The organism is Microbacterium sp. MEC084 (assembly GCF_004514465.2).
In the GTDB taxonomy this organism is placed as follows: domain Bacteria; phylum Actinomycetota; class Actinomycetes; order Actinomycetales; family Microbacteriaceae; genus Microbacterium.
This window is the reverse complement of record NZ_MYFP02000011.1, coordinates 1-19,168: the sequence shown is the minus strand read 5'-3', so window position 1 is coordinate 19,168 and position 19,168 is coordinate 1. Positions and strand designations below refer to the sequence as shown.

17 protein-coding genes and 1 pseudogene are annotated in these 19,168 nt (G+C 72.4%); 7 read left to right on the top strand and 11 right to left on the bottom strand.

From position 1 onward, the window contains the following. The first annotated feature begins 113 nt into the window (after positions 1 to 113). The 4 genes from B5M43_RS10305 to B5M43_RS10290 all read left to right on the top strand — a co-directional run bounded on the left by B5M43_RS10305 (position 114) and on the right by B5M43_RS10290 (position 6,176). Positions 114 to 1,685, top strand: coding sequence for an AlkA N-terminal domain-containing protein (locus tag B5M43_RS10305; protein WP_230667942.1), 1,572 nt, complete (start codon positions 114 to 116; stop codon positions 1,683 to 1,685). Further along, positions 1,682 to 2,176: a methylated-DNA--[protein]-cysteine S-methyltransferase gene (locus B5M43_RS10300; RefSeq protein ID WP_134746643.1), complete on the top strand. Its 495-nt coding sequence runs from the start codon at positions 1,682 to 1,684 to the stop codon at positions 2,174 to 2,176. Before B5M43_RS10305 ends, B5M43_RS10300 begins: the two co-directional genes overlap by 4 nt. Before the next feature lie 287 nt (positions 2,177 to 2,463). Next, positions 2,464 to 4,365, top strand: a complete 1,902-nt coding sequence (locus B5M43_RS10295) for an ABC transporter ATP-binding protein (protein WP_134746645.1) — start codon at positions 2,464 to 2,466, stop codon at positions 4,363 to 4,365. Further along, positions 4,362 to 6,176, top strand: a complete 1,815-nt coding sequence (locus B5M43_RS10290) for an ABC transporter ATP-binding protein (RefSeq protein ID WP_134746647.1) — start codon at positions 4,362 to 4,364, stop codon at positions 6,174 to 6,176. The genes B5M43_RS10295 and B5M43_RS10290 overlap by 4 nt, the downstream gene beginning before the upstream one ends. Positions 6,177 to 6,806: 630 nt before the next feature. Here the strand turns inward: B5M43_RS10290 and B5M43_RS10285 are convergent. From B5M43_RS10285 to B5M43_RS10275, 3 genes are all read right to left on the bottom strand, one after another. Continuing rightward, positions 6,807 to 7,256, bottom strand: a complete 450-nt coding sequence (locus B5M43_RS10285; protein WP_055992427.1) for a GNAT family N-acetyltransferase — start codon at positions 7,254 to 7,256, stop codon at positions 6,807 to 6,809. A 61-nt stretch (positions 7,257 to 7,317) separates the two neighbouring features. Then, complete coding sequence (locus B5M43_RS10280; RefSeq protein WP_055992430.1) at positions 7,318 to 8,808, bottom strand: L,D-transpeptidase family protein; 1,491 nt, start codon at positions 8,806 to 8,808, stop codon at positions 7,318 to 7,320. Between the two features lie 161 nt (positions 8,809 to 8,969). After that, entirely contained in the window at positions 8,970 to 10,406 is a 1,437-nt protein-coding gene (locus B5M43_RS10275; RefSeq protein WP_134746649.1) for a family 20 glycosylhydrolase, read from the bottom strand. 171 nt (positions 10,407 to 10,577) lie between these two features. On the opposite strand from B5M43_RS10275, the gene nagB reads away from it, so the two are divergent. Further along, a complete protein-coding gene (gene nagB, locus B5M43_RS10270; protein ID WP_134746651.1) occupies positions 10,578 to 11,357 on the top strand; it encodes a glucosamine-6-phosphate deaminase in 780 nt (259 codons plus the stop codon). Positions 11,358 to 11,616: 259 nt separating this feature from the next. Here nagB and B5M43_RS10265 read toward each other — a convergent pair whose 3' ends face one another. The 7 genes from B5M43_RS10265 to B5M43_RS10235 all read right to left on the bottom strand — a co-directional run bounded on the left by B5M43_RS10265 (position 11,617) and on the right by B5M43_RS10235 (position 17,007). Further along, positions 11,617 to 12,981, bottom strand: a complete 1,365-nt coding sequence (locus B5M43_RS10265) for an FAD-binding oxidoreductase (RefSeq protein ID WP_134746653.1) — start codon at positions 12,979 to 12,981, stop codon at positions 11,617 to 11,619. 3 nt (positions 12,982 to 12,984) lie between these two features. After that, on the bottom strand, positions 12,985 to 13,362 hold the full coding sequence (locus tag B5M43_RS10260) for a YrdB family protein (RefSeq protein ID WP_134746655.1): 378 nt from the start codon (positions 13,360 to 13,362) through the stop codon (positions 12,985 to 12,987). A 125-nt stretch (positions 13,363 to 13,487) separates the two neighbouring features. Continuing rightward, positions 13,488 to 13,832, bottom strand: a complete 345-nt coding sequence (locus tag B5M43_RS10255; RefSeq protein WP_134746657.1) for a hypothetical protein — start codon at positions 13,830 to 13,832, stop codon at positions 13,488 to 13,490. A gap of 123 nt (positions 13,833 to 13,955) precedes the next feature. Continuing rightward, positions 13,956 to 14,939, bottom strand: a complete 984-nt coding sequence (locus tag B5M43_RS10250) for a hypothetical protein (RefSeq protein ID WP_134746659.1) — start codon at positions 14,937 to 14,939, stop codon at positions 13,956 to 13,958. Between the two features lie 156 nt (positions 14,940 to 15,095). Next, on the bottom strand, positions 15,096 to 15,743 hold the full coding sequence (locus tag B5M43_RS10245) for a hypothetical protein (RefSeq protein ID WP_055992454.1): 648 nt from the start codon (positions 15,741 to 15,743) through the stop codon (positions 15,096 to 15,098). 42 nt (positions 15,744 to 15,785) lie between these two features. Continuing rightward, a complete protein-coding gene (locus B5M43_RS10240) occupies positions 15,786 to 16,088 on the bottom strand; it encodes a hypothetical protein (protein WP_055992457.1) in 303 nt (100 codons plus the stop codon). A 217-nt stretch (positions 16,089 to 16,305) separates the two neighbouring features. Continuing rightward, positions 16,306 to 17,007, bottom strand: coding sequence for a DUF3800 domain-containing protein (locus B5M43_RS10235; protein ID WP_055992460.1), 702 nt, complete (start codon positions 17,005 to 17,007; stop codon positions 16,306 to 16,308). A 213-nt stretch (positions 17,008 to 17,220) separates the two neighbouring features. Between B5M43_RS10235 and B5M43_RS10230 the strand changes: the two genes are divergently transcribed. Then, the gene (locus tag B5M43_RS10230; protein WP_230667935.1) at positions 17,221 to 17,475 is read left to right on the top strand and encodes a hypothetical protein; all 255 of its coding nucleotides are present in this window, start codon (positions 17,221 to 17,223) and stop codon (positions 17,473 to 17,475) included. Next, positions 17,472 to 18,917: pseudogene (locus B5M43_RS10225) on the top strand (FAD-dependent oxidoreductase); the annotation flags it as partial. The gene B5M43_RS10230 and the pseudogene B5M43_RS10225, both read left to right, overlap by 4 nt. Positions 18,918 to 18,948: 31 nt before the next feature. On the opposite strand, the gene B5M43_RS10220 reads toward B5M43_RS10225, so the two are convergent. Continuing rightward, positions 18,949 to 19,095 (bottom strand): integrase core domain-containing protein, encoded by a 147-nt coding sequence (locus tag B5M43_RS10220; RefSeq protein WP_374198165.1) that lies wholly within the window; start codon positions 19,093 to 19,095, stop codon positions 18,949 to 18,951. Positions 19,096 to 19,168 lie beyond the last annotated feature (73 nt).

The window sequence follows — 19,168 nt, the reverse complement described above, 5'->3', positions numbered from 1 at the left end:
CTCCACCCCGCGAGGTTGCACTCCTTCGAGTGCAACCTCGCGGTGTTTCGCCGCGCAAGCGCCATGTCCGAAAACCGCCAGCCGTTCGCCGTCCGGCGTGTCAGGATCGAGGCATGGCCCCGGACATGACCTTCGCCGAGCGGTACGCGGCGATCTCGTCGCGCGATGTGCGGTTCGACGGGCAGTTCGTGACCGCCGTGCGGTCGACGGGCATCTACTGCCGGCCGTCGTGCCCCGCGCGGACGCCGAAGGAGGAGAACGTCACGTTCTTCCCCACGAGCGCCGCGGCGCACGAGGCCGGGTATCGCGCGTGCAAGCGGTGCCTGCCCGAGGCGGCGCCCGGGTCGCCCGACTGGAACGTGCGCGGCGACGTCGCGGGCCGCGCGATGCGGCTGATCGCCGACGGCGTGGTCGAGCGCGAGGGCGTGTCGGGCCTCGCCGGCCGGCTCGGGTACTCGTCGCGCCACCTCACGCGGCTGCTCGCCGCCGAGCTGGGCGCGGGTCCGCTCGCCCTCGCCCGCGCGCACCGGGCGCACACCGCCCGGCTGCTGCTCGTCGGCACGGACCTGCCCGCGGCGGATGTGGCGTTCTCGGCCGGCTTCGCGAGCGTGCGGCAGTTCAACGACACCGTGCGCGAGGTGTTCGGGATGACCCCGACCGAGCTGCGCGCGCGCCGCCGCGGCGCGGCCGTGGACGCGCCGACGGGCATCGACCTCGCGCTGCCCTACCGCGAGCCGTTCGACCCGACTGGGCTGTTCGCGTGGATGTCCGTGCGCGCGCTGCCTGGCGTGGAGGAGGGCGACGAGGCGTCGTTCGCCCGCACGCTGCGGCTGCCGCACGGCGCGGCGTGGTTCCGTCTGAGCCACCGCGGCGGTCGCCTGCGGCTCGAGGCGAAGCTCGAGAGCCTGGCCGACCTGTCGACCCTGGTCTCCCGTGCCCGCCGGCTGTTCGACCTGGACGCCGACCCGCTCGCGATCGACGAGGCGCTCCGGCGCCATCCGGAGCTCGCGCCGCACGTGGCGGACAGCCCGGGCATCCGGCTCCCGGGCACGGCCGATCCGCACGAGCTGCTCATCCGCGCCATGGTCGGCCAGCAGATCTCCGTGGCGGCGGCCCGCACCCACCTCACGCGCCTCGCGGAGGCGCTGGGCGAGCGCATCGAGCTGGCGGGCGAGCAGCGCCTGCTGTTCCCCACCATGGCCGCCATCGCCGAGCGGGGTCCCGAGGTGCTGCGCGGCCCGGCCGCGCGCATCCGGGCCATCACCGGGGCGGCCGCGGCGCTGGCCTCGGGCGACCTCGCGCTGACCACCGGCGACGACGCCGTCGCGCAGCGCGCCGCCCTCATGGCCCTGCCGGGCGTCGGCGCCTGGACCGCGGACTACGTGCGCATGCGCGTGACGGGCGACCCCGACGTCGTCCTCACGGGTGACGTCGCCCTGCGCACCGGCGCCGCGCGGGCGGGCATCCCCGCGGAGCCGCGCGAGCTTGCCGCGTGGGCCGCCCGCACGGCCCCGTGGCGCTCGTACCTGTCCATGCACCTGTGGCGCCTCGCCGCCGGCCCCGCCGGATCCGCGCCGACCACCCCGCTGAGACTGGTCCCGGGCGTCGAGACTGGCGCCGGGAGCACCAGTCTCGACCCCCAAGACCGGTCAAAGCCGCTCAAGCCCGCCGAGGAGGCATCATGACCGCCACCATCCAGACCCTCGAGACCGCCGACGGCGCATTCACGCTCGTCGTCGACGCGGACGGCGCCGTGCTCGCCTCGGGCTGGACCGCCGACCCCGACGCGATGCTCGCCCGCATCCACCCGGCGCTGCGCCCCGCGGACGTCCGCGACGGCGAGACCGGCGCCGCCGACGCCGTACGCGCGTACTACGCGGGCGACCTCGCGGCGATCGACGCCGTGACGGTGCGCCAGCGCGGCACCGAGCTGCAGGCGGCCGGATGGTCGGCCCTGCGGCGGATCGCGCCGGGCGCGCCCCTGACGTACACGGAGTTCGCGGCGGCGCTCGGATCGCCCCGCGCGGTGCGGGCTGCGGCCTCGATCTGCGCGCGCAACGCTCCCGCGCTGTTCGTGCCGTGCCACCGCGTGCTGCGCGGCGACGGGACGCTCGGCGGGTTCGCGTGGGGCCTCGACGTGAAGCGGGCCCTGCTCGCGCGCGAGGCGGGGGAGTAGGGGCCGCGGGGCGGTTCCTGGGTTTCGACTCGGTCGCTGGCGCTCCCTCGCTCAACCACCACGGGTCGGTCGCTGGCGCTCCCTCACTCAACCACCACGGGTCGGTCGCTGGCTCTCCCTCGCTCAACCACCTCGGGGATGGTGCGCGACGGAGCCGGTGCTCCCACACAGCGGTAGCGTCGAGAGGGGCGCCGCGCCGCCTCATATCGCCATTGCGGCGCGCGCTCGAAGCTCAATAGGCTGGAAGGCTCCGCCGATCCGGCCTTTCTCTGACTCCCACGAGGAACATGTCCAGTCCTTCCCCGCGCCCGTCCGCGCCCCGTCTGTCCACGGCACGGGCGCTGCTCCGCCTGCTCGAGTTCGCCCGTCCCGTGCTGCCGCGCCTCGCGCTCGGCGCGGTGACCGCGCTCGGCGCGGCGCTCATGGCCCTGATGATCCCGATCGCCCTCGAGTGGGTGGTCGGCGGCCCCATCGCCTCCGGCGAGACCACGGCGGTCGTATGGGGCGCGCTCGCCGTGCTCGGGCTGGGCCTCGCCGAGGCGCTCATGGTCTACCTGCGCCGCTGGCTCGTCGTCGCCCCGGCCACGTACGTCGAGTACGACCTGCGTCGCACGTTCTACGCACGCCTGCAGCACCTCCCCGTCGCGTTCCACGACCGGTGGCAGTCGGGTCAGCTGCTCAGCCGCATGATGCAGGACATCGGCCTCATCCGCCGCTGGCTCGCGTTCGGCCTCATCCTGCTCGTGGTCAACGTGCTCACGGTCGTCATCGGCGCCGTGCTGCTGTTCCAGTGGCACTGGGCGCTCGCCGCCGTGTTCGTCGCCTCGGGTATCCCGATGTGGATCCAGGGCTTCCTGTTCGAGCGCGAGTACGGCACGCTCACGCGCCTCAGCCAGGACCAGCAGGGTGACCTCGCCACGAGCGTCGAGGAGAGCGTGCACGGCATCCGCGTGCTCAAGGCCTTCGGGCGCGGCCCGCACGCGCTGCGCCGCTTCACGGGCCAGGCCCAGACGCTGCGCGACACCGAGATGCGCAAGGCCGGCGCGATCGCGCGCATCGAGTTCTGGCTCGTGTTCATGCAGGAGTTCGCGTTCGCGGTCAGCCTCATCATGGGCATCTGGCTCGCATCGCTCGGGCGGATCGGCGTGGACCAGCTGTTCGCGTACTTCGCGATGGTGACCATCCTGCGCTGGCCGATCGAGTCGATCGGGTTCCTGTTCGCGTTCATGATGGACGCCCGCACGGCCACCGACCGCATCTTCGAGGTGTTCGACGCGCAGAACACGATCACCGACCCGGAGCGCCCGGTCGAGATCGCCGAGCCGCGCGGCGCGCTGGCGTTCGAGGGCGTGCACTTCCGCTACCAGGACGCCGGATCGGCCGAGCCGGACCTGCTGAACGGCATCGACCTCGAGGTGCGCCCGGGCGAGACCATGGCGCTCGTCGGGCTGACCGGATCGGGCAAGACCACGCTCACGACGCTGCCCACGCGTCTGTACGACGTCACGGGCGGCCGCGTCACGATCGACGGCGTCGACGTGCGCGACCTGCGCCTGGTCGACCTGCGGCGGATCATCGCGACCGCGTTCGAGGACGCGACGCTCTTCTCCGCCTCGGTGCGCGACAACGTCCTGCTCGGACGCGACGACCTCGACCCACGCTCGCCGGAGGCGGACCGTGTGCTGCGCGAGGCGCTGGACGTCGCGCAGGCCGCGTTCGTCGACGACCTGCCCGATGGTGCGGACACGCTGATCGGCGAGGAGGGTCTGTCGCTCTCGGGCGGACAGCGCCAGCGCCTGGCCCTGGCCCGCGCGGTCGCCGCGCGCCCCGCGGTGATCGTGATGGATGACCCGCTGTCGGCGCTCGACGTGGACACCGAGGAGCGCGTGCAGGCCGAGCTGCGCCGCGTGCTCGCCGGCACCACGGCGCTGATCGTGGCGCACCGTCCGTCGACGGTCGCGCTCGCGGACCGCGTCGCGCTGCTCGAGGGCGGCCGGATCACGGCCGTCGGCACGCACGCCGAGCTGATGGCCCGGTCGGCGCACTACCGCTCCGTGATCTCGAGCTTCGAGCGCGAGGTGGAGCAGGAGGAGGCGTGGCGCAACGACAGGTCTCCCTTCGACGATCCAGGCCCCACCGCGGATCTCGACGTGATCGCGGGCGAGAAGGACGAGGAGGCCGCGCGATGAGCAGCACCGTGCAGGGAACCGCGGGCGAGGACCGCTCCGACTACACGCGCGAGGAGAGCCGGGCGATCCGCCGCCGCTCGCTGCGCCTGCTGATGTCGCTGCTCGCGCCGCTCAAGGCCCAGGTCATCCTGGTCGCGGTCGTGGTCGTGGCGCAGACCGGCGTGCGCGTGCTCGGCCCGGCGCTGCTCGGCATCGGGCTGAACACGGCGCTGCCCGCCGTGATCGAGCGGGCCGACTGGGGCCCGGCGTGGCTCGTGGGCGGCGCGTACGTCGCGACCGCGATCGGCGGCGCCCTGCTGCTGGCCTGGTACGACATCCTCGCGGCGCGCGTGACCCAGAACGTGCTGCTCGACCTGCGCACGCGGGTGTTCCGCCACACGCAGCTGCTGAGCCTCGAGTTCCACGAGTCGTACACGTCGGGCCGGATCATCTCGCGCCAGACCAGCGACCTCGACACGATCCGCGAGCTGCTCAACGGCGGCCTCACGCAGCTCGTGAACGGCGCGCTGTACGGCGCGTTCACGTTCATCGCGCTGATGATCGTCGACTGGCAGTCGGGCCTCGTGCTGGTCGCCGCGGGTGTGCCGCTCGCGATCCTGATGCGCTGGTTCTACCTGTCGTCGCAGCGCACATACCGGGTCTCGCGCGTGGTGAGCGCCAAGGTGATCGTGAAGTTCGTCGAGACCATGACGGGCATCCGCGCGGGCAAGGCGTTCCGCACCGAGCCGCGCAACGAGAAGCAGTTCGGCGACCTGGCGCTCGAGTACCGCGACGTCAACATGCGCTCGATCCGGCTGTTCGGGGTGTTCGAGCCCAGCCTGATGTCGATCTCGGCCTTCTCGATCGGCCTCGTGGTGCTGTGGGGCGGCATCCGGATCACATGGGGCGAGTTCTCCGTCGGCCTGCTGCTGGCGTCGGTGCTGTACGTGCGCAACTTCTTCAGCCCGCTGCAGGAGGTGGCCATGTTCCTGAACTCGTTCCAGGCGGCCTCCGCGGCGCTCGAGAAGGTGTCGGGCGTGCTCGAGGAGGAGCCCACGGTGCCGGATCCGACCGCGCCGGTGGAGCTGCCGGAGGCGCGGGGCCACGTGCGCTTCGAGGACGTCACGTTCGCGTACGGGACGGGCCGGATCGTCCTGCCGGAGTTCTCGCTCGACATCCCGGCCGGGCAGACGGTGGCGCTCGTCGGAACGACCGGCGCGGGCAAGTCGACGCTCGCCAAGCTCGTGTCGCGGTTCTACGACCCGAGCGTGGGCCGCGTGACGCTGGACGGCGTCGACCTGCGCGATCTGCACCCGCGCGACCTGCGCCGCGCGATCGTCATGGTGACGCAGGAGGCGTACCTGTTCAGCGGCACGGTGGCGGACAACATCGCGCTCGGGCGGCCGGATGCGACGTTCGACGAGATCGTGGAGGCCGCCAAGGCGGTCGGCGCGGACGCGTTCATCCAGGGCCTGCCGGACGGGTACCACACCGACGTCAACAAGCGCGGCGGCCGGGTCTCGGCGGGGCAGCGCCAGCTGATCTCGTTCGCGCGCGCGTTCCTGGCCGACCCGGCGGTGCTGATCCTGGACGAGGCCACGGCGTCGCTGGACATCCCGTCGGAGCGGGCGATCCAGGATGCGCTGCAGACGCTGCTCGCGGACCGCACGGCGATCATCATCGCGCACCGCCTCTCGACGGTCGCGATCGCCGACCGCGTGCTCGTGATGGAGCACGGCCGCGTGATCGAGGACGACGCCCCGGCCGCCCTGATCGCGGGCGACGGCAAGTTCGCGCAGCTCCACGCCGCCTGGCGCGAGAGCCTGGTGTAGCGGGCGGACGGAGCGGCTTCGACTCGCTCCGCTCGCACAGCCCGTTTCGTCTCCGCTTCGCTCCGCTCAACGACCGGGGATCCCTCCTGCGGTCGTTGAGCGGAGCGACGAAGGAGCGGAGTCGAAACGTGACTGAGCGTCCCCGGTCGGCTGGGTCGGTTCGGCGCCGTTTCGACTCCTCGCTGGCGCTCGTCGCTCAACGACCACGGGTGGCGTGCGTTTCGTCTCCGGCGCTGGCGCGCCTCCGCTCAACGACCGGGGATCCCTCCTGCGGTCGTTGAGCGGAGCGACGAAGGAGCGGAGTCGAATCGTGGCTGAGCGTCCCCGGCCGGCCGGGAGCTTCGGCGCCGTTTCGACTCCTCGCTGGCGCTCGTCGCTCAACGACCACACCCAGATCCCACATCTACCGTCGTGCGAGCGAAGCGCTGCCGAACGGAGCGTCAGCGACGTTCTCGCTCGCGAAGGGCGCCCGCACGCGTGCGACCGCTTCTGAAAAAGAGGATGGCGACGGGGTCTCGATGGGGGAGGGGGATTCGAGACCCCGCCGCCGGCATGATTCAGCGCAGACGTCTTTGGCGGCGCCGACGATTCAGTCGAAAAGCGTGTGTTCCCCCGTGGCAGGCGCGTCGATCAGACGCGGATCTCGGCCACCACCTCACCGTACTCCGTCTCACCCACGGGTGTGAAGCCGACACGGTGGAAGAACGCCTCGGGTCCGCCCTCACCGGCCTCGTACATGACCGTGATGTGGTCGAGGCCGCGGCGGCGGACCTCGTCGACCAGCGCCTCGACCAGGAAGCGGCCGATGCCGCGTCCCTGGTCGTCGGCGTCGACGTTGATGCGCAGCAGCACCGACTTGAAGTGCTCGTGCGGTGCGTCCTCGTCGAAGCTCGCGCTGATGAAGCCGACGACCTCGTCGCCGTCGACGGCCACGCGCTGCCACGCCTTGGCGGGGTCGATCACCGTGGCGGCGATGCTGTAGGAGATCGGGGCGAGGAACTCCTCCTGGCCGGGCTTCAGCGACATGGTGTTGACCGCGACGATCGTCGCGGGCGAGAGCTCGACCAGGTTCAGCGTCATATCGTCAGGCTAACCGCTCGGGTGGGCACGTGCATCCGGGAACTCCCGGATGACGATCCGCTCAGTCGTGCACCCACACCTCGGTGCCGGTCTGCGCGAAGTAGTACATGTGCTCGGCGGCCGCGCGGGTCATGTTGACGCAGCCGTGGCTCATGCGGGCGCCGGCGCCGAAGTTGTTGTGCCAGTAGGTGCCGTGGAAGCCCTGGTCGCCGTTGAAGTAGGTGACGTGAGGGACGTCCGCGGTGCAGTAGCCGAACTTGCCGCCCTCCTTGACGGTGCCGTCCGGGTTGCAGGAGCCCATGTCCTGGCTGGTCAGCTGGCCGTAGACCGTGAAGTGGCCGGTCTGCGTCTCGGTCTGGATGCCGTCGTGCACGCCGCCGCGGCCGATCGCGACCGCGTACGAGGCCACCAGCTTCTCGTTCTCGTACATGTAGGTCATGCCGGCGCTCTTGTCGACCTCGACGCGGCGGAACAGCTCCTGGGTCTGGAACTTCACCACCTCGCCCTCGAGCTCGAAGCGCAGGTCGCCGCCCTTGAGCGAGTCCGCGATCTGGCCCGAGACGCCGTCGGTCGACGTGATGCCGAAGCCGTCCTGGCCCTCCTGGATCACGCGCAGGTGCTCGCCCGCCGAGTTGGTGACGACCTTCTCGTCGACGACGTCCTGGTTGACCTGCTCGGGCAGGTTCTTGATGGCCTCGTCGATCGCGGCGACGTCGGGCGTGACGACGAAGTCTCCCGTTGTCGGGTCGGCCTGGATGTCCATCCAGCCGGCGATCGTGCGCAGCGGCACGCCGTGCGCGCGCTCGTCCTGCAGGTAGAAGCCGGCCGTGTCGGCCTGCTCGTTGAGCTTCGCGGCGAAGGCCTCGGCCTCCTCGGTCGTGGCGGCGGCCTCGACCTCGGTCTGCTGCGGCTCGATGGTCGTGGTGCCGGCGGCGATCGCGTCGGTGGCGCTCGCGGCGATCGCCTCGACGTCGATGCCCTGGCCGGGCTCCGAGGGCGTGACGGTGAAGCGGCCGCTCTCCTCGTCGAGCACGACCTGCGCGTTGACGGAGTCGGTGTACATCGCGGGCAGCGCCTCGCGCAGCGCGACGGCGGCCTGCTCGGCGTCGATCGTGACGGCCGCGGCGGTCTCGCCGGTGCCCCACGCGCCGAGGTTCCAGGCGGGGTAGGTGTCGAACGTCTCGGATGCGAGCGCCTGGGCGTCGATCGACAGGCCCAGCTCCTCGCCCGTGAGGGTGGCGTCGCCGACCGTGAACTCGGTCGAGGCGAGCTCGGCGCTGATCGCCTCGGCGGCCGCGCCGGGCGTCATGCCGCCGACGGGCACGCCCGCGGCGGTCACGCCGGGCGCGATCAGGACGAGCGAGGCGGCGACAGCGCCCGCGGCGACGACGCCGGTCGGGATGCCGAGGCCCAGCCAGAGACCCAGCCGACGCTTCTTCTGCGGCTCGGCCGGCGCCCATTCGACGCGCGGCTGCTCCGCGATCACGGCGGTGGCGGCGGCATCGCCGCCGTCGTCAGTGGTGCCCTCCGGCCTGGTCGCCACGTCCGTCACGATTAACCCCCTGGTTGGCTCGACAAGCCGAGTCGGCAGAATGAGCCGTCATATCAGGGTACGGTCGGGCGACGCGCCCGGGCGGCGGGATTCGTTACGAAGTCACTACGATGCGCTGAGCATCCGCCGATCCGGGCCCGGTCAGCGGGCGCGCCCGATGCTCAGTGCCAGTCGATCTCGGGGCTGCGGTGGAACGCGATCGCCGCCTCGGCCCATGCCGGTCCGAGGCCCGCGACGCGCTCGCGGAACGACTCCCATGTGCGCTGCTCGGTGCCGGCGGGGGCCGACCATCCGGCCTCAGCCGCCGAACCCACGCGCGGGAACATCAGGGTGTCGATGTCCGCGAGGTCCGCGACGGTCTCGCTCCACAGGCATGCTTCGACGCCCAGGATCGCCGACTCCGGCACATCCGAGATCACGGCCGCCGGGTCCCACGCGTACGAGCGCTCGACGCTGGTCGGGCCGTCGGCCCAGGTCAGCCCGATGCGCGTCTCGGCGTCGTACTTCATGTCGAGGTAGATCGCGTCGGCGGGCGACAGGATGAGCCGGCCGCCGCGCTCGACGAACGCGCGGGCGCGCTCGGCCTGTTCGTCGCCCGGGCTGCGGAAGCCCCAGTACTGCGCGACGGAGCCGCGCGGCAGGTCGGCGGCGCTCGCCTCGTGCCACGCGATCGGGGTCTTGCCGTTCTCGGCGATGATGCCCGCCGCGAGCTCCACGACCGCGCCGAAGTCGGCGGGGTCGGTGCCGAGCGCCTCGTCGCCGCCGAAGTGCAGATACGGGCCCGGGGTCATGGCCGCCATCTCGCCGAGCACGTCGCGCAGGAGATCCTCCAGGCCCTCGGCGTCGCGCCGCAGGGACGAGAACCCCACCGCGGCGCCCGTGTAGGGCGTGCCGTTCGCGGGCAGCCCGCCGCCGGACTCCTCCGCCACCCGACGCACCTCGTCCGTGATCACCGGCTCGGCCACGAGCTCCGGGTGACTGAGGCCGACGGCGTGCGTGTGGCCGGGCAGGTCGAACTCGGGCACCACGATCATGTGGCGGGTGGCGGCGTAGTCGACGATGCGCCGCCAGTCCTCGAGCGTGTAGGAGCCGCCGGGGCCGCCGCCCAGCTCGCTGCCCGAGCCGTGCTCGGCGAGCTCGGGATGCGAACGCAGCTGCAGCCGCCAGCCCTGGTCGTCGGTGAGGTGCAGGTGCAGGGCGTTGAGCTTGAGCGACGCGGCGCGGTCGATCACGGCCTCGACCGTCTCGACCGGATGGAAGTGCCGCACGACGTCGAGCATCAGCCCGCGGTAGGCGAACCGCGGGGCGTCGCGGATCTCGACCGCCGGCAGCAGCGGGCCCTGCTCGTCGAACTCGATCAGCTGCGCGAGGGTCTGCCGCGCGTAGAACGCGCCGGCCTGGGTGGACGTCTCGACGCGCACGCCGTTCGCGCTCACGAGCAGCAGGTATCCCTCGAACCCGTGCCCCTCGGCGAACGTGAGCTCCGCCCGATCCGCCAGCCGGTCGGCGATCTCGCGCCGCGATCCCGGTGCGGTCCGCAGCGGCGGGCCCTCGACGACGGTCACGGATGCGGGCCACGGCAGCAGTGCGAGAGGCATGTGCGCGACGCTAACACCCGGTCGCGACCGGCCGAAGGGGGTTGCGCGGCGGCTTTCGTTCGATCATCGGGACGGCCGCGAACGGGACACGCGTGCGCCTCCGCCCTAGGATCGGGGCGTGCGCGCCGGGCGCTCGGCTCGCGTCATCCCCACCCGAAAGAGGCGTGCTGCATGGCTGAGATCGTCATCGTCCCGAACAAGACCGCCGCCGGAGAGCTCGTCGCCGACGAGATCGCGAAGCTCATCGCGCGCCGCCCCGACGCCGTGCTCGGCCTGGCCACCGGATCGACGCCGCTCCCGGTCTACGAGGCCCTGCGCCCGCGCCTCGAGGGCGTGGACCTGTCGCAGGTGCGCGGCTTCGCCCTGGACGAGTACGTCGGCATCGACCCGGCGCACCCCGAGAGCTACCGCTCGGTCATCACGCGCGAGGTCGTCGAGCCCCTCGGCCTGGACCCCGCCCGCATCCGCGTGCCGGACGGCTCGCTCGAGGGCATCGAGCACCACGGTGAGGACTACGAGGCCGCGATCGCGGAGGCCGGCGGCGTCGACCTGCAGATCCTCGGCATCGGCACCGACGGCCACATCGGCTTCAACGAGCCCGGATCGTCGTTCGCGTCGCGCACGCGCGTCAAGACCCTGACGCAGCAGACCCGCGAGGACAACGCCCGCTTCTTCGACTCGATCGACGACGTGCCGATGCACTGCATCACGCAGGGCCTGGGCACCATCCTGGAGGCGCGCCACCTCGTGCTGCTCGCGTTCGGCGAGGGCAAGGCCGAGGCCGTCGCCGGCGCAGTGGAGGGTCCGGTCACGGCGTCGCTGCCCGGCTCGGCGATCCAGCTGCACCCGCACGTCACGGTCGTGGTCGACGAGGCGGCCGCCTCGCGCCTCGCGCACGCCGACTACTACCGCTACACCTACGCCAACAAGCCCGCCTGGCAGGGCCTGTAAGCCGTTTCGTCTCCGCTTCGCTCCGCTCAACGACCGGACGTCACCCCCCCGGTCGTTGAGCGGAGCGAGCGCCAGCGAGCGGAGACGAAACGGGTTGAGCGAGCGAAGCGAGTCGAAGCCCGCCCCGTGGTGGTTGAGCGAGCGAAGCGAGTCGAAACCCGCTGAGCCTCCCCGCGGCGCACACCGTTGCGGGACGGTCCGGGCGGTTTCGACTCCTCGCTGGCGCTCGTCGCTCAACCACCACAGGGGGGCGAGCCCCTCAGCGCTCCTCGAACACCTTCCCGGGGTTGAGGATCCCCTGAGGGTCGAAGACGCGGGCGATGTCGCGCTGCAGGCGCCACTGGTCGTCGCCCAGCTCGTCCGCGAGCCAGCGGCGCTTGAGCAGGCCGATGCCGTGCTCGCCTGTGAGCGTGCCGCCCAGGCGGATCGCCGCGCGGAACAGGTCGTCGGCCGCGTCCCAGATGAGCTGAGGCACGTCCTCGCCCTGGAACACGAAGTTCGGGTGCAGGTTGCCGTCGCCCGCGTGCGCGACGGTCGGGATGGCGACGCCGTGCTCGCGCTCGACGCGCGCGATCTCGTCGAACATCGCGGCCATCTGCGACCGCGGCACCGAGACGTCCTCGATCAGGGCGTTGCCGAGCGACTCCATGGCCGGGTGCATGGCGCGACGGATGGCGAGCAGGCGCTCGCCCTCGGCGCGGTCGTGCGTCAGCGCCACGGTGCCGCCGGAGGCGCGCAGCACCTCGGCGATCGCGTCCGCCTCGGCCGCCGCGGCGGGCCCGTCGGTCTGGATGGTCAGCTGCGAGGCGCCGGGCGTCGGGGCCGGCAGCGCGAGCAGGCGGTGGACGGCCGCGAGGCTCGTGGCGTCCATCAGCTCCATGATCGACGGCTGGATGCCCGAGGCCGTGACGGCCGACGACGCGGCCGCGGCCGCGCGGACGGTCGGGAACGTCGCCGCGATCGTGCACACCGTGCCGGGCACGAGGCGCCGCAGCTTCAGGGTCGCGCCGACGATCACGCCGAGCGTGCCCTCGGAGCCGATCATGAGCGACGTGAGGTCGAGGCCGGTGACGCCCTTGACGCTGCGGTGGCCCATCCGGATGAGGCGCCCGTCGGCGAGCACGACATCGACGCCGAGCACCGCGTCGCGCACGACGCCGTATTTGGCGCACAGCAGCCCGCCGGCGCCCGTTGCGATGTTGCCGCCCACGGTCGAGATGTCGCGGCTGGCCGGGTCGGGCGCCCACCACAGCCCGTGCTGCGCGAGGTGCGCGTTCAGCTCGGCGTTGAGGATGCCCGGCTCGACCACCGCGAGCAGGTCGTCGGGGGAGACCTCGAGGATGCGCGTCATCCGGCGCACCGAGAGCGCGATCTCGCCGCCGCCGGCGTTGGCGGCGCCCGCGAGCCCGGTGCCCGCGCCACGCGTCACGACCGGCGTGCCGGTGGCGCTCGCGATGCGGAGGGTCGCCTGCACGTGCGCGACCGACTCGGCGTGCACGACCGCGATCGGGGGAGCCGCCGCGCGGTGCCCCGATTTGTCGGCGCGCGCGTCGTCGAGCGCGGCGGGAGAGGTGTCGACGAGGGGTCCGAGCTCGGCGCGCAGCAGCTCGAGGGCGTCGGCCACGGCTTACGCGGCCAGCTCGCGGCGGCCGTGCAGCACGCCGATCACGACGCTGACCACGCCGATGCCGAGGCCCAGCCACGGCTGACCCAGCGCCCACCACGCGACCGTCGCCGACAGGAACACCAGCAGTTCGACGAGCGCCCGGATGAACGGGTGCACCGAGAACACGGCCTTGGGTGAGACGAACAGGGCCCACACCAGGATGGCGAGGGCGGGCGCGCCGAGGCCGAAGACGATGTTCCACGGGAAGTCCCACGCCGCGAAGCCCCACACCGCGAGGCTCGCGATCGCCACCAGCTCCGACGCGAATCGCAGGATGTCGAGCACGGTGATGCGGGGCGGACGCACGCCGGCCGTCGCCTCGGAAGCGTTGTGGGACATGGGTTCCAGTCTAGGCGCGGGGCTTCAAGGCGTTTCGTCTCCGCTTCGCTCCGCTCAACGACCCGCGCATGTCCCCCGGTCGTTGAGCGGAGGCGACGAAGGAGCCGGAGACGAAACGCCCGCGCTCAGTCCGCCGAGCGCGAGAACGGCTCGTCCGAGTCCGGCAGCTCCGACTGCGCGTACGAGCCGGCGTCCGCCGACTGGCCGTCGGCCGACTCCTGCGGCAGGCCGAACGACTGCTCCGCGTCCTCGTCCGACGAGTCCTCCACGAAGGCCTCCTCCGAGGCCTCGTCGGCGAGGCGGTCGTCGGTGCGCTCGACGCCGTAGCCCTCGCGCGGGGTCTGCGGCGACTCGCTGTCGGGCGGGCCCCACTGCTCGGCCTCGTCCTGCCGGCCGCGGTACTGCTCGTCCGGTCGCTCGACGCCGTACCCCTCGCGCGGGGTGTCCGCGTCCTGGTCGGGAGTGCTCATGTCTTCCCCTTCGTGTTCGCCCGGGGTCCGCCCGGGATCCGGCGGGGCATGGCGCCCCGAGCGAGGGCACCGACGGGCGGGGAGAAGGAAGCGCCGTTTCGATCCCCGCCCGCCGGGCCGGTCTCACAGGTTGCTGCTGGTTCCGGGCTCGCCCTCGTCGACGTCGGTCGGGGCGCTGCCCGAGACGATCTGTCGTGAGAGCTCCTCGATCTGCTCGACGTCGGCGCTGATGCCCGCCTGGGTCAGCCGCTCCTCCAGCACGTGCTGCACCTCCGACTCCGCGAGGCGGTCGGTGCCGAGGTCGCCCTGCATCTGCACGACGATGCCCTGCACCTGCTGCGCGATCGTGGCGTCGTTGAGGTCCTGCCGCGTGCCGGTCTGCAGTCCGCTGCCGCCCGGGCCGACGGCATCCGGAACGCCCGCGATGCTCGGATCGGCCGAGCCGTGTTGCGTCGGGGCGTCCTCGACCGCCTGGGGGTCGGAGCCCGGCTCCGCGGCGGCGTTGGCGCCCGACGGCTCGTAGCCCGACGGAGCGGCCTCGCCGCCGCCCGACGCCGCGTCGCTACCCGAGGCCGGGCCGACGCCCGCGATGTCGTTCTGGCTCGAGCGCTCGACGTCGGGGCTCGAGGTGCCCTCGACGCTCACGCTGTCGACCGCGCCCGAGTCGGCGCCCTCGCGCCCGGCGGGAACCGTGCCCGCGCCGCCGCCGCCCGTATCCTGCTCGGTCTCGGGAGCGTCCGGCGTCCATCCGTCGGTCGCGTGCGAGGGGTCCATGCCCTGCTCGAGGCTGCTGCCGCCGGTCGCATCCGGGGCGGCGAGCTCATCCGGATCCGGGCGGAAGTCGTCGGCGGGGTACGGCGTGGTGTCGACGTTGTCGCCCTCGTAGACCACGTCATCCGGGCCCGGCGCGAGGCCCGCATCGCGGTCGGGCGAGGTCGTGAGCACGGGGCCGCCGAGGGCCTGGTCCTCGTTGATGATCGAGGCACCGATCTGGTCCGAGCGCTCGGGCCCGTCCTCGGGGGTGAGATCGCCCTGGCCCTCCTCGCCGAGCTCCGCGTCGAGGGGGTCGGTGCCCTGGGTGTCGGGCTGGTCGTCGTACGTGCTCATGTCCGCCTCCTGCTCGTGGATGGGATGGGTTCGCGCCCATCGTCCGCCGCAGTCGGCGCGCACTGAACGGGGTTGACGCAGGCCCGGGAACGCCCTAGGCGCGGGGTCCGCACGCTCTCGGGCGATCCCCGCGCCCGGCCCGGTCCCGCGCCCGGGTCACAGGCGCCGGCTGGCGCCCGGCTCCCCGTGCTCGACGTCGGTCGGCGCGGCCTCCGACGTGATCTGCTCCACCAGCCGCTGGATCTCGTCGTCGTCCGCCTCGATGCCGGCCTGCGCGAGGCGCTCCTCGAGCACGTACTGCACTGCCTCCGGCGCGAGCCGGCGGGTGGCGAGATCGGCCTCCATCTGCACGATCAGGCCCTGCACGCGCTGCGACGGCGTGGCGAGGTTGAGGTCCTCGCGCACGGCGCCGACGTGCGGGTGGATGACGTTGTGCACGTCGGCGGGGCCGTCGAGGTGGCCCGAGCGGCCGGCGGCGCGCGCGTCGGCGCCGGGGATGTACTCCTCGACGATCCGGCCGCTCTCGCCGATGCCGCTCGGCACCCAGTGGCCCGGGGCGTGCCGGGTGTCGGGCTCATCCACCTCGGCGGGGCGGTACTCCTCCGCGGAGTGCGGCATCGTGCCCATGTTCTCGCCGATGTACATCACGTCGTCGGGCCCGGGGTTGTGTCCCACGGGCGGCACCGGCGGGATCCCGGGCGGCAGGCCCGCCGCGGCCAGCCCGGCCTGCGTCTCGATCATGACCTCGTCGGGGTCGTCCCCGAAGCGGTGCGGTCGCCGTGCGTCCTTCTCCTCGGTGCTCATGTCCGCCTCCTGTTCGTGGTGGGGATGTGATGAGCTCTGCCTTCAGTGTCCGCCCTCCGGGTCGTGGATGGAACGGCCCGGCTGACCCCGGGTGTCCGCCGACGGCACGATCGTGTCGAGGTGGAACTCGCCGCCCTCGGTCCCGGTGGGCGTCCAGCGCCAGTGCGGACCCTCGCGCGGGTCGTCGTCGACCCACTCGCCCGGACGGAACGCATCGGCGGGGACGGGCAGGCCCCAATGTCGGGAGGAGCCGTAGTCCACGTCATCCGGGCCCGGCAGGTGGCGCTGGATGCGCTCAGGCGAGGTGAAGTAGTGGTCGTTGCGAGGGTCGTCCGTGGTGCTCATGTCCGCCTCCTGATGCGGAAGGGTCGGTTGGTCACCATCGTCCGCCCAATCGGGGGCGCCCGAAAGGGGCTCGACCCTCGGTCAGCGAGCATCCGAACCGATGAATCGCGGCAGGACACGCCGCAATGTCCGGGATTCGTGTTAACGTCGAAGGACGACGAGCCGGTTACCGGAGCGTTGTCCGCCGGAGGCCCCGCATCGCGGGGCTTTCGTGCTTCTACGGATCCCACCGTGAGGCGTGTCGGCAGATCGGCTGCAGGAGCTTCCAGAGGCGTTCCACCTCGCGTGCCGTCCGCGGATGCGTCTCGGTGTGAGCGTCCAGGCGTCGGTATAGGTAGACCGCCAGATCGGCGAGCTGGATGCCTGGAGACTCCGCTGAGGACCCGAACACGATCGGCATCTGGATCTGCGCAAGCCGACTCGAGCGCGATCCACCCGTCCCGTTCTGCTGGTACCAGGCGGCGCGCGCGATGTGATCCGCCTGATCCTGGATCTCGTCGGCGATCACGGTCACGACATCGCCACGCGAGCGCGCGAGGTCGTCGATTCGCTCGAGAAGGTGACGCAACGTCAGCTCGTGCGGGCGCTGCGGATACCGGTAACGCGCGTGCAGCCGGGGGATATCGACGCCTCGGATGATCAACGTCGCCGGCAGTCGGGCCATGCGGGTCAGGGCGTCGCGGTAGATCGCGAGCGCGGCGCGGGTCTTGCCGCGCACTGGTTCCCATCCGCTGCGTCCGGTCATCAGCGCGTGAGCGTGGAACTCGATCTGGGCCTCGTCGACGCCGAACGTCTTCGCATACGCTCGAGCTTCCGTGAGCGCGCGGCTGACCGTGCCGAGGTGCTCTTCCTTCACGACGACGGCCGCCACGTAGTACCGGTCCGCAGTGTAGGACTCGTCGATGAAGGCGTAGAGCACGGGATGACCCTACGCGTGGCCACCGACGCCTGGACCCACTACCGGGCCTGACGCCGCGTGTCAACCGGTGGAAGTCGGTGCACTTGTTTCGCACACTAAATGCGGAGGTGGTGACTCACCATGGACAACTATCGCCAACTCGAGCTCGTTCCCCTCGGTGAGGGGGCCTGGCGCGTGTGCGACCGCAGCGTGGCGTCGTGCGATGCAGCCAGTGTGATCGCGTACGTGGAGCAGATCCCGACGGACGACCACGAGCCGAGCTATGAGGCCGTGTGGGTGCAGGGCGCCCGCGGCACGACCAGGCACACCTCGATGCAGAGCGTGCTGCTCATGGCCGCCGACCTGCTCGCCGCGAGCGCGAGCCGCGCCGAGCGACCCAAGCCGATCGCGCACTTCCCGCCCGGCGGACGCCGCGGGGTCTCGCGCGCGACCACCCAGCCGCCGCTCGCGGCCGCGGGAGCCGGATGACGGCACCCCAGTCCCTCTGGCGGCTGACGTCGCCGCCCATCCAGACCGACGCCCAGCCGCCCGCGAACACCGACGTGGTGATCGCGGGCGCCGGGCTGGCCGGACTCGCCACAGGCGCGCTGCTCGCACGACGCGGGCAGCGCGTCGCCGTGTTGGAGGGGCGCGACGTCGGCGCCGCCACCACCGGCAACACCACCGCGAAGCTGAGCCTGCTGCAGGGATCGGTGTACTCGCAGATCCAGTCGCACGCCGGGCTCGAGGCGCTGGAGGCGTACGTCGAGGCGAACCGCGCCGGGCAGGACTGGGTGCGCCGCGAGCTGGCCGGCGAGCACGATGCGATCCAGCAGGTCGACGCCGTCACCTACGCCACCACCTCCGAGGGCGAGCGGGCCGTCGACCAGGAGGCCGAGGCGATGGCCGCGGTCGGCGTGGACGTGGACGTGCTCGCGCAGGGCCAGGACGCCGGGCTGCCGTACCCCGTGACGCGCGCGCTGCGCATGCACGGCCAGTCGCAGATCCATCCGATGCGCCTGCTCGCCAAGCTCGCGGCCGAGATCCGCTCGCACGGCGGGACCATCGTGACCGGATGCCGCGTGCAGGGCGCCGAGGTCGAGGACGGGGGAGTGGTCGTCCAGACCACGGCCGGCGAGCTCGACGCCGAGACCTTGGTCGTCACCACCGGATCGCCCGTGATCGACCGCGCCGCGTTCTTCGCCCGGCTGGTGCCGTCGCGCTCGCTCGTGGCCGCGTACCGCGTGGTCGGGCCGCTGCCGCGCGGGGTGTTCCTGTCGCTGGACCCCGAGGGGCGGTCGCTGCGCACCGCGCGCGGCGAGGACGGCCGCGAGCTGCTCGTGGTCGGCGGCGGCGCCTTCACCACCGGGCGCGAGCGCGAGACCGACCGGCTGCTGCGCGAGCTCGACGACTGGACCGGCGACAACTTCGCCGGCGCCGTGCGCGTCACGTGGTGGGCCGCGCAGGACTACCGCACCGTGAGCCGCGTCCCCTTCGCGGGCGCGATGCCCGGCACCAACGGCCGCATCTACGCCGCCACGGGCTTCGACAAGTGGGGCATGACCAACGCCCCCGCCGCCGCGCTCACCATCGCCGGCGACATCCTGCGCGAGCCCGTGCCCTGGGCCGAGGCGCTGCGCTCGCCGCATCTGCGGCTTGTGGATGGGGTCGACTTCGTGGCGGCCCAGGCCTCCGTCGCGGCGTCGCTCGTTGGCGGGGTCGTGCGGACGGTGACCGGATCGGGGGATTTGGCCGAAGGCGAGGGGCATGTGGTGCGGGACGGGCGGCATCCCGTGGCGGAGGCGCGGATCGACGGGGTGGTGTGCCGCGTGTCGGGGGTGTGCACCCACATGGGCGGGATCCTCGAGTGGAACACGGCCGAGCGGTCGTGGGACTGCCCGCTGCATGGGTCCCGGTTCAGCCCCGAGGGGGACGTGAAGCGTCCCCGGTTCTCTGCCGCTCCTATGCGGGTGCCAGCACCGGGTGGGATGGCGTTTCGAGGTCAGCGTAGTAGACGGCCTCGAACTCGTCGGGCGGGACATCGCCGAGCGTGGAGTGCAGGCGCCGGTGGTTGTACCAGTCGACCCATTCGGCGGTGACCCATTCCACGTCGTCGACGGTCCGCAGCGGCCCGTTGCGGAATGGGGAGTCGTCGCGGATGGCTTCGTTCTTGAACAGCCCG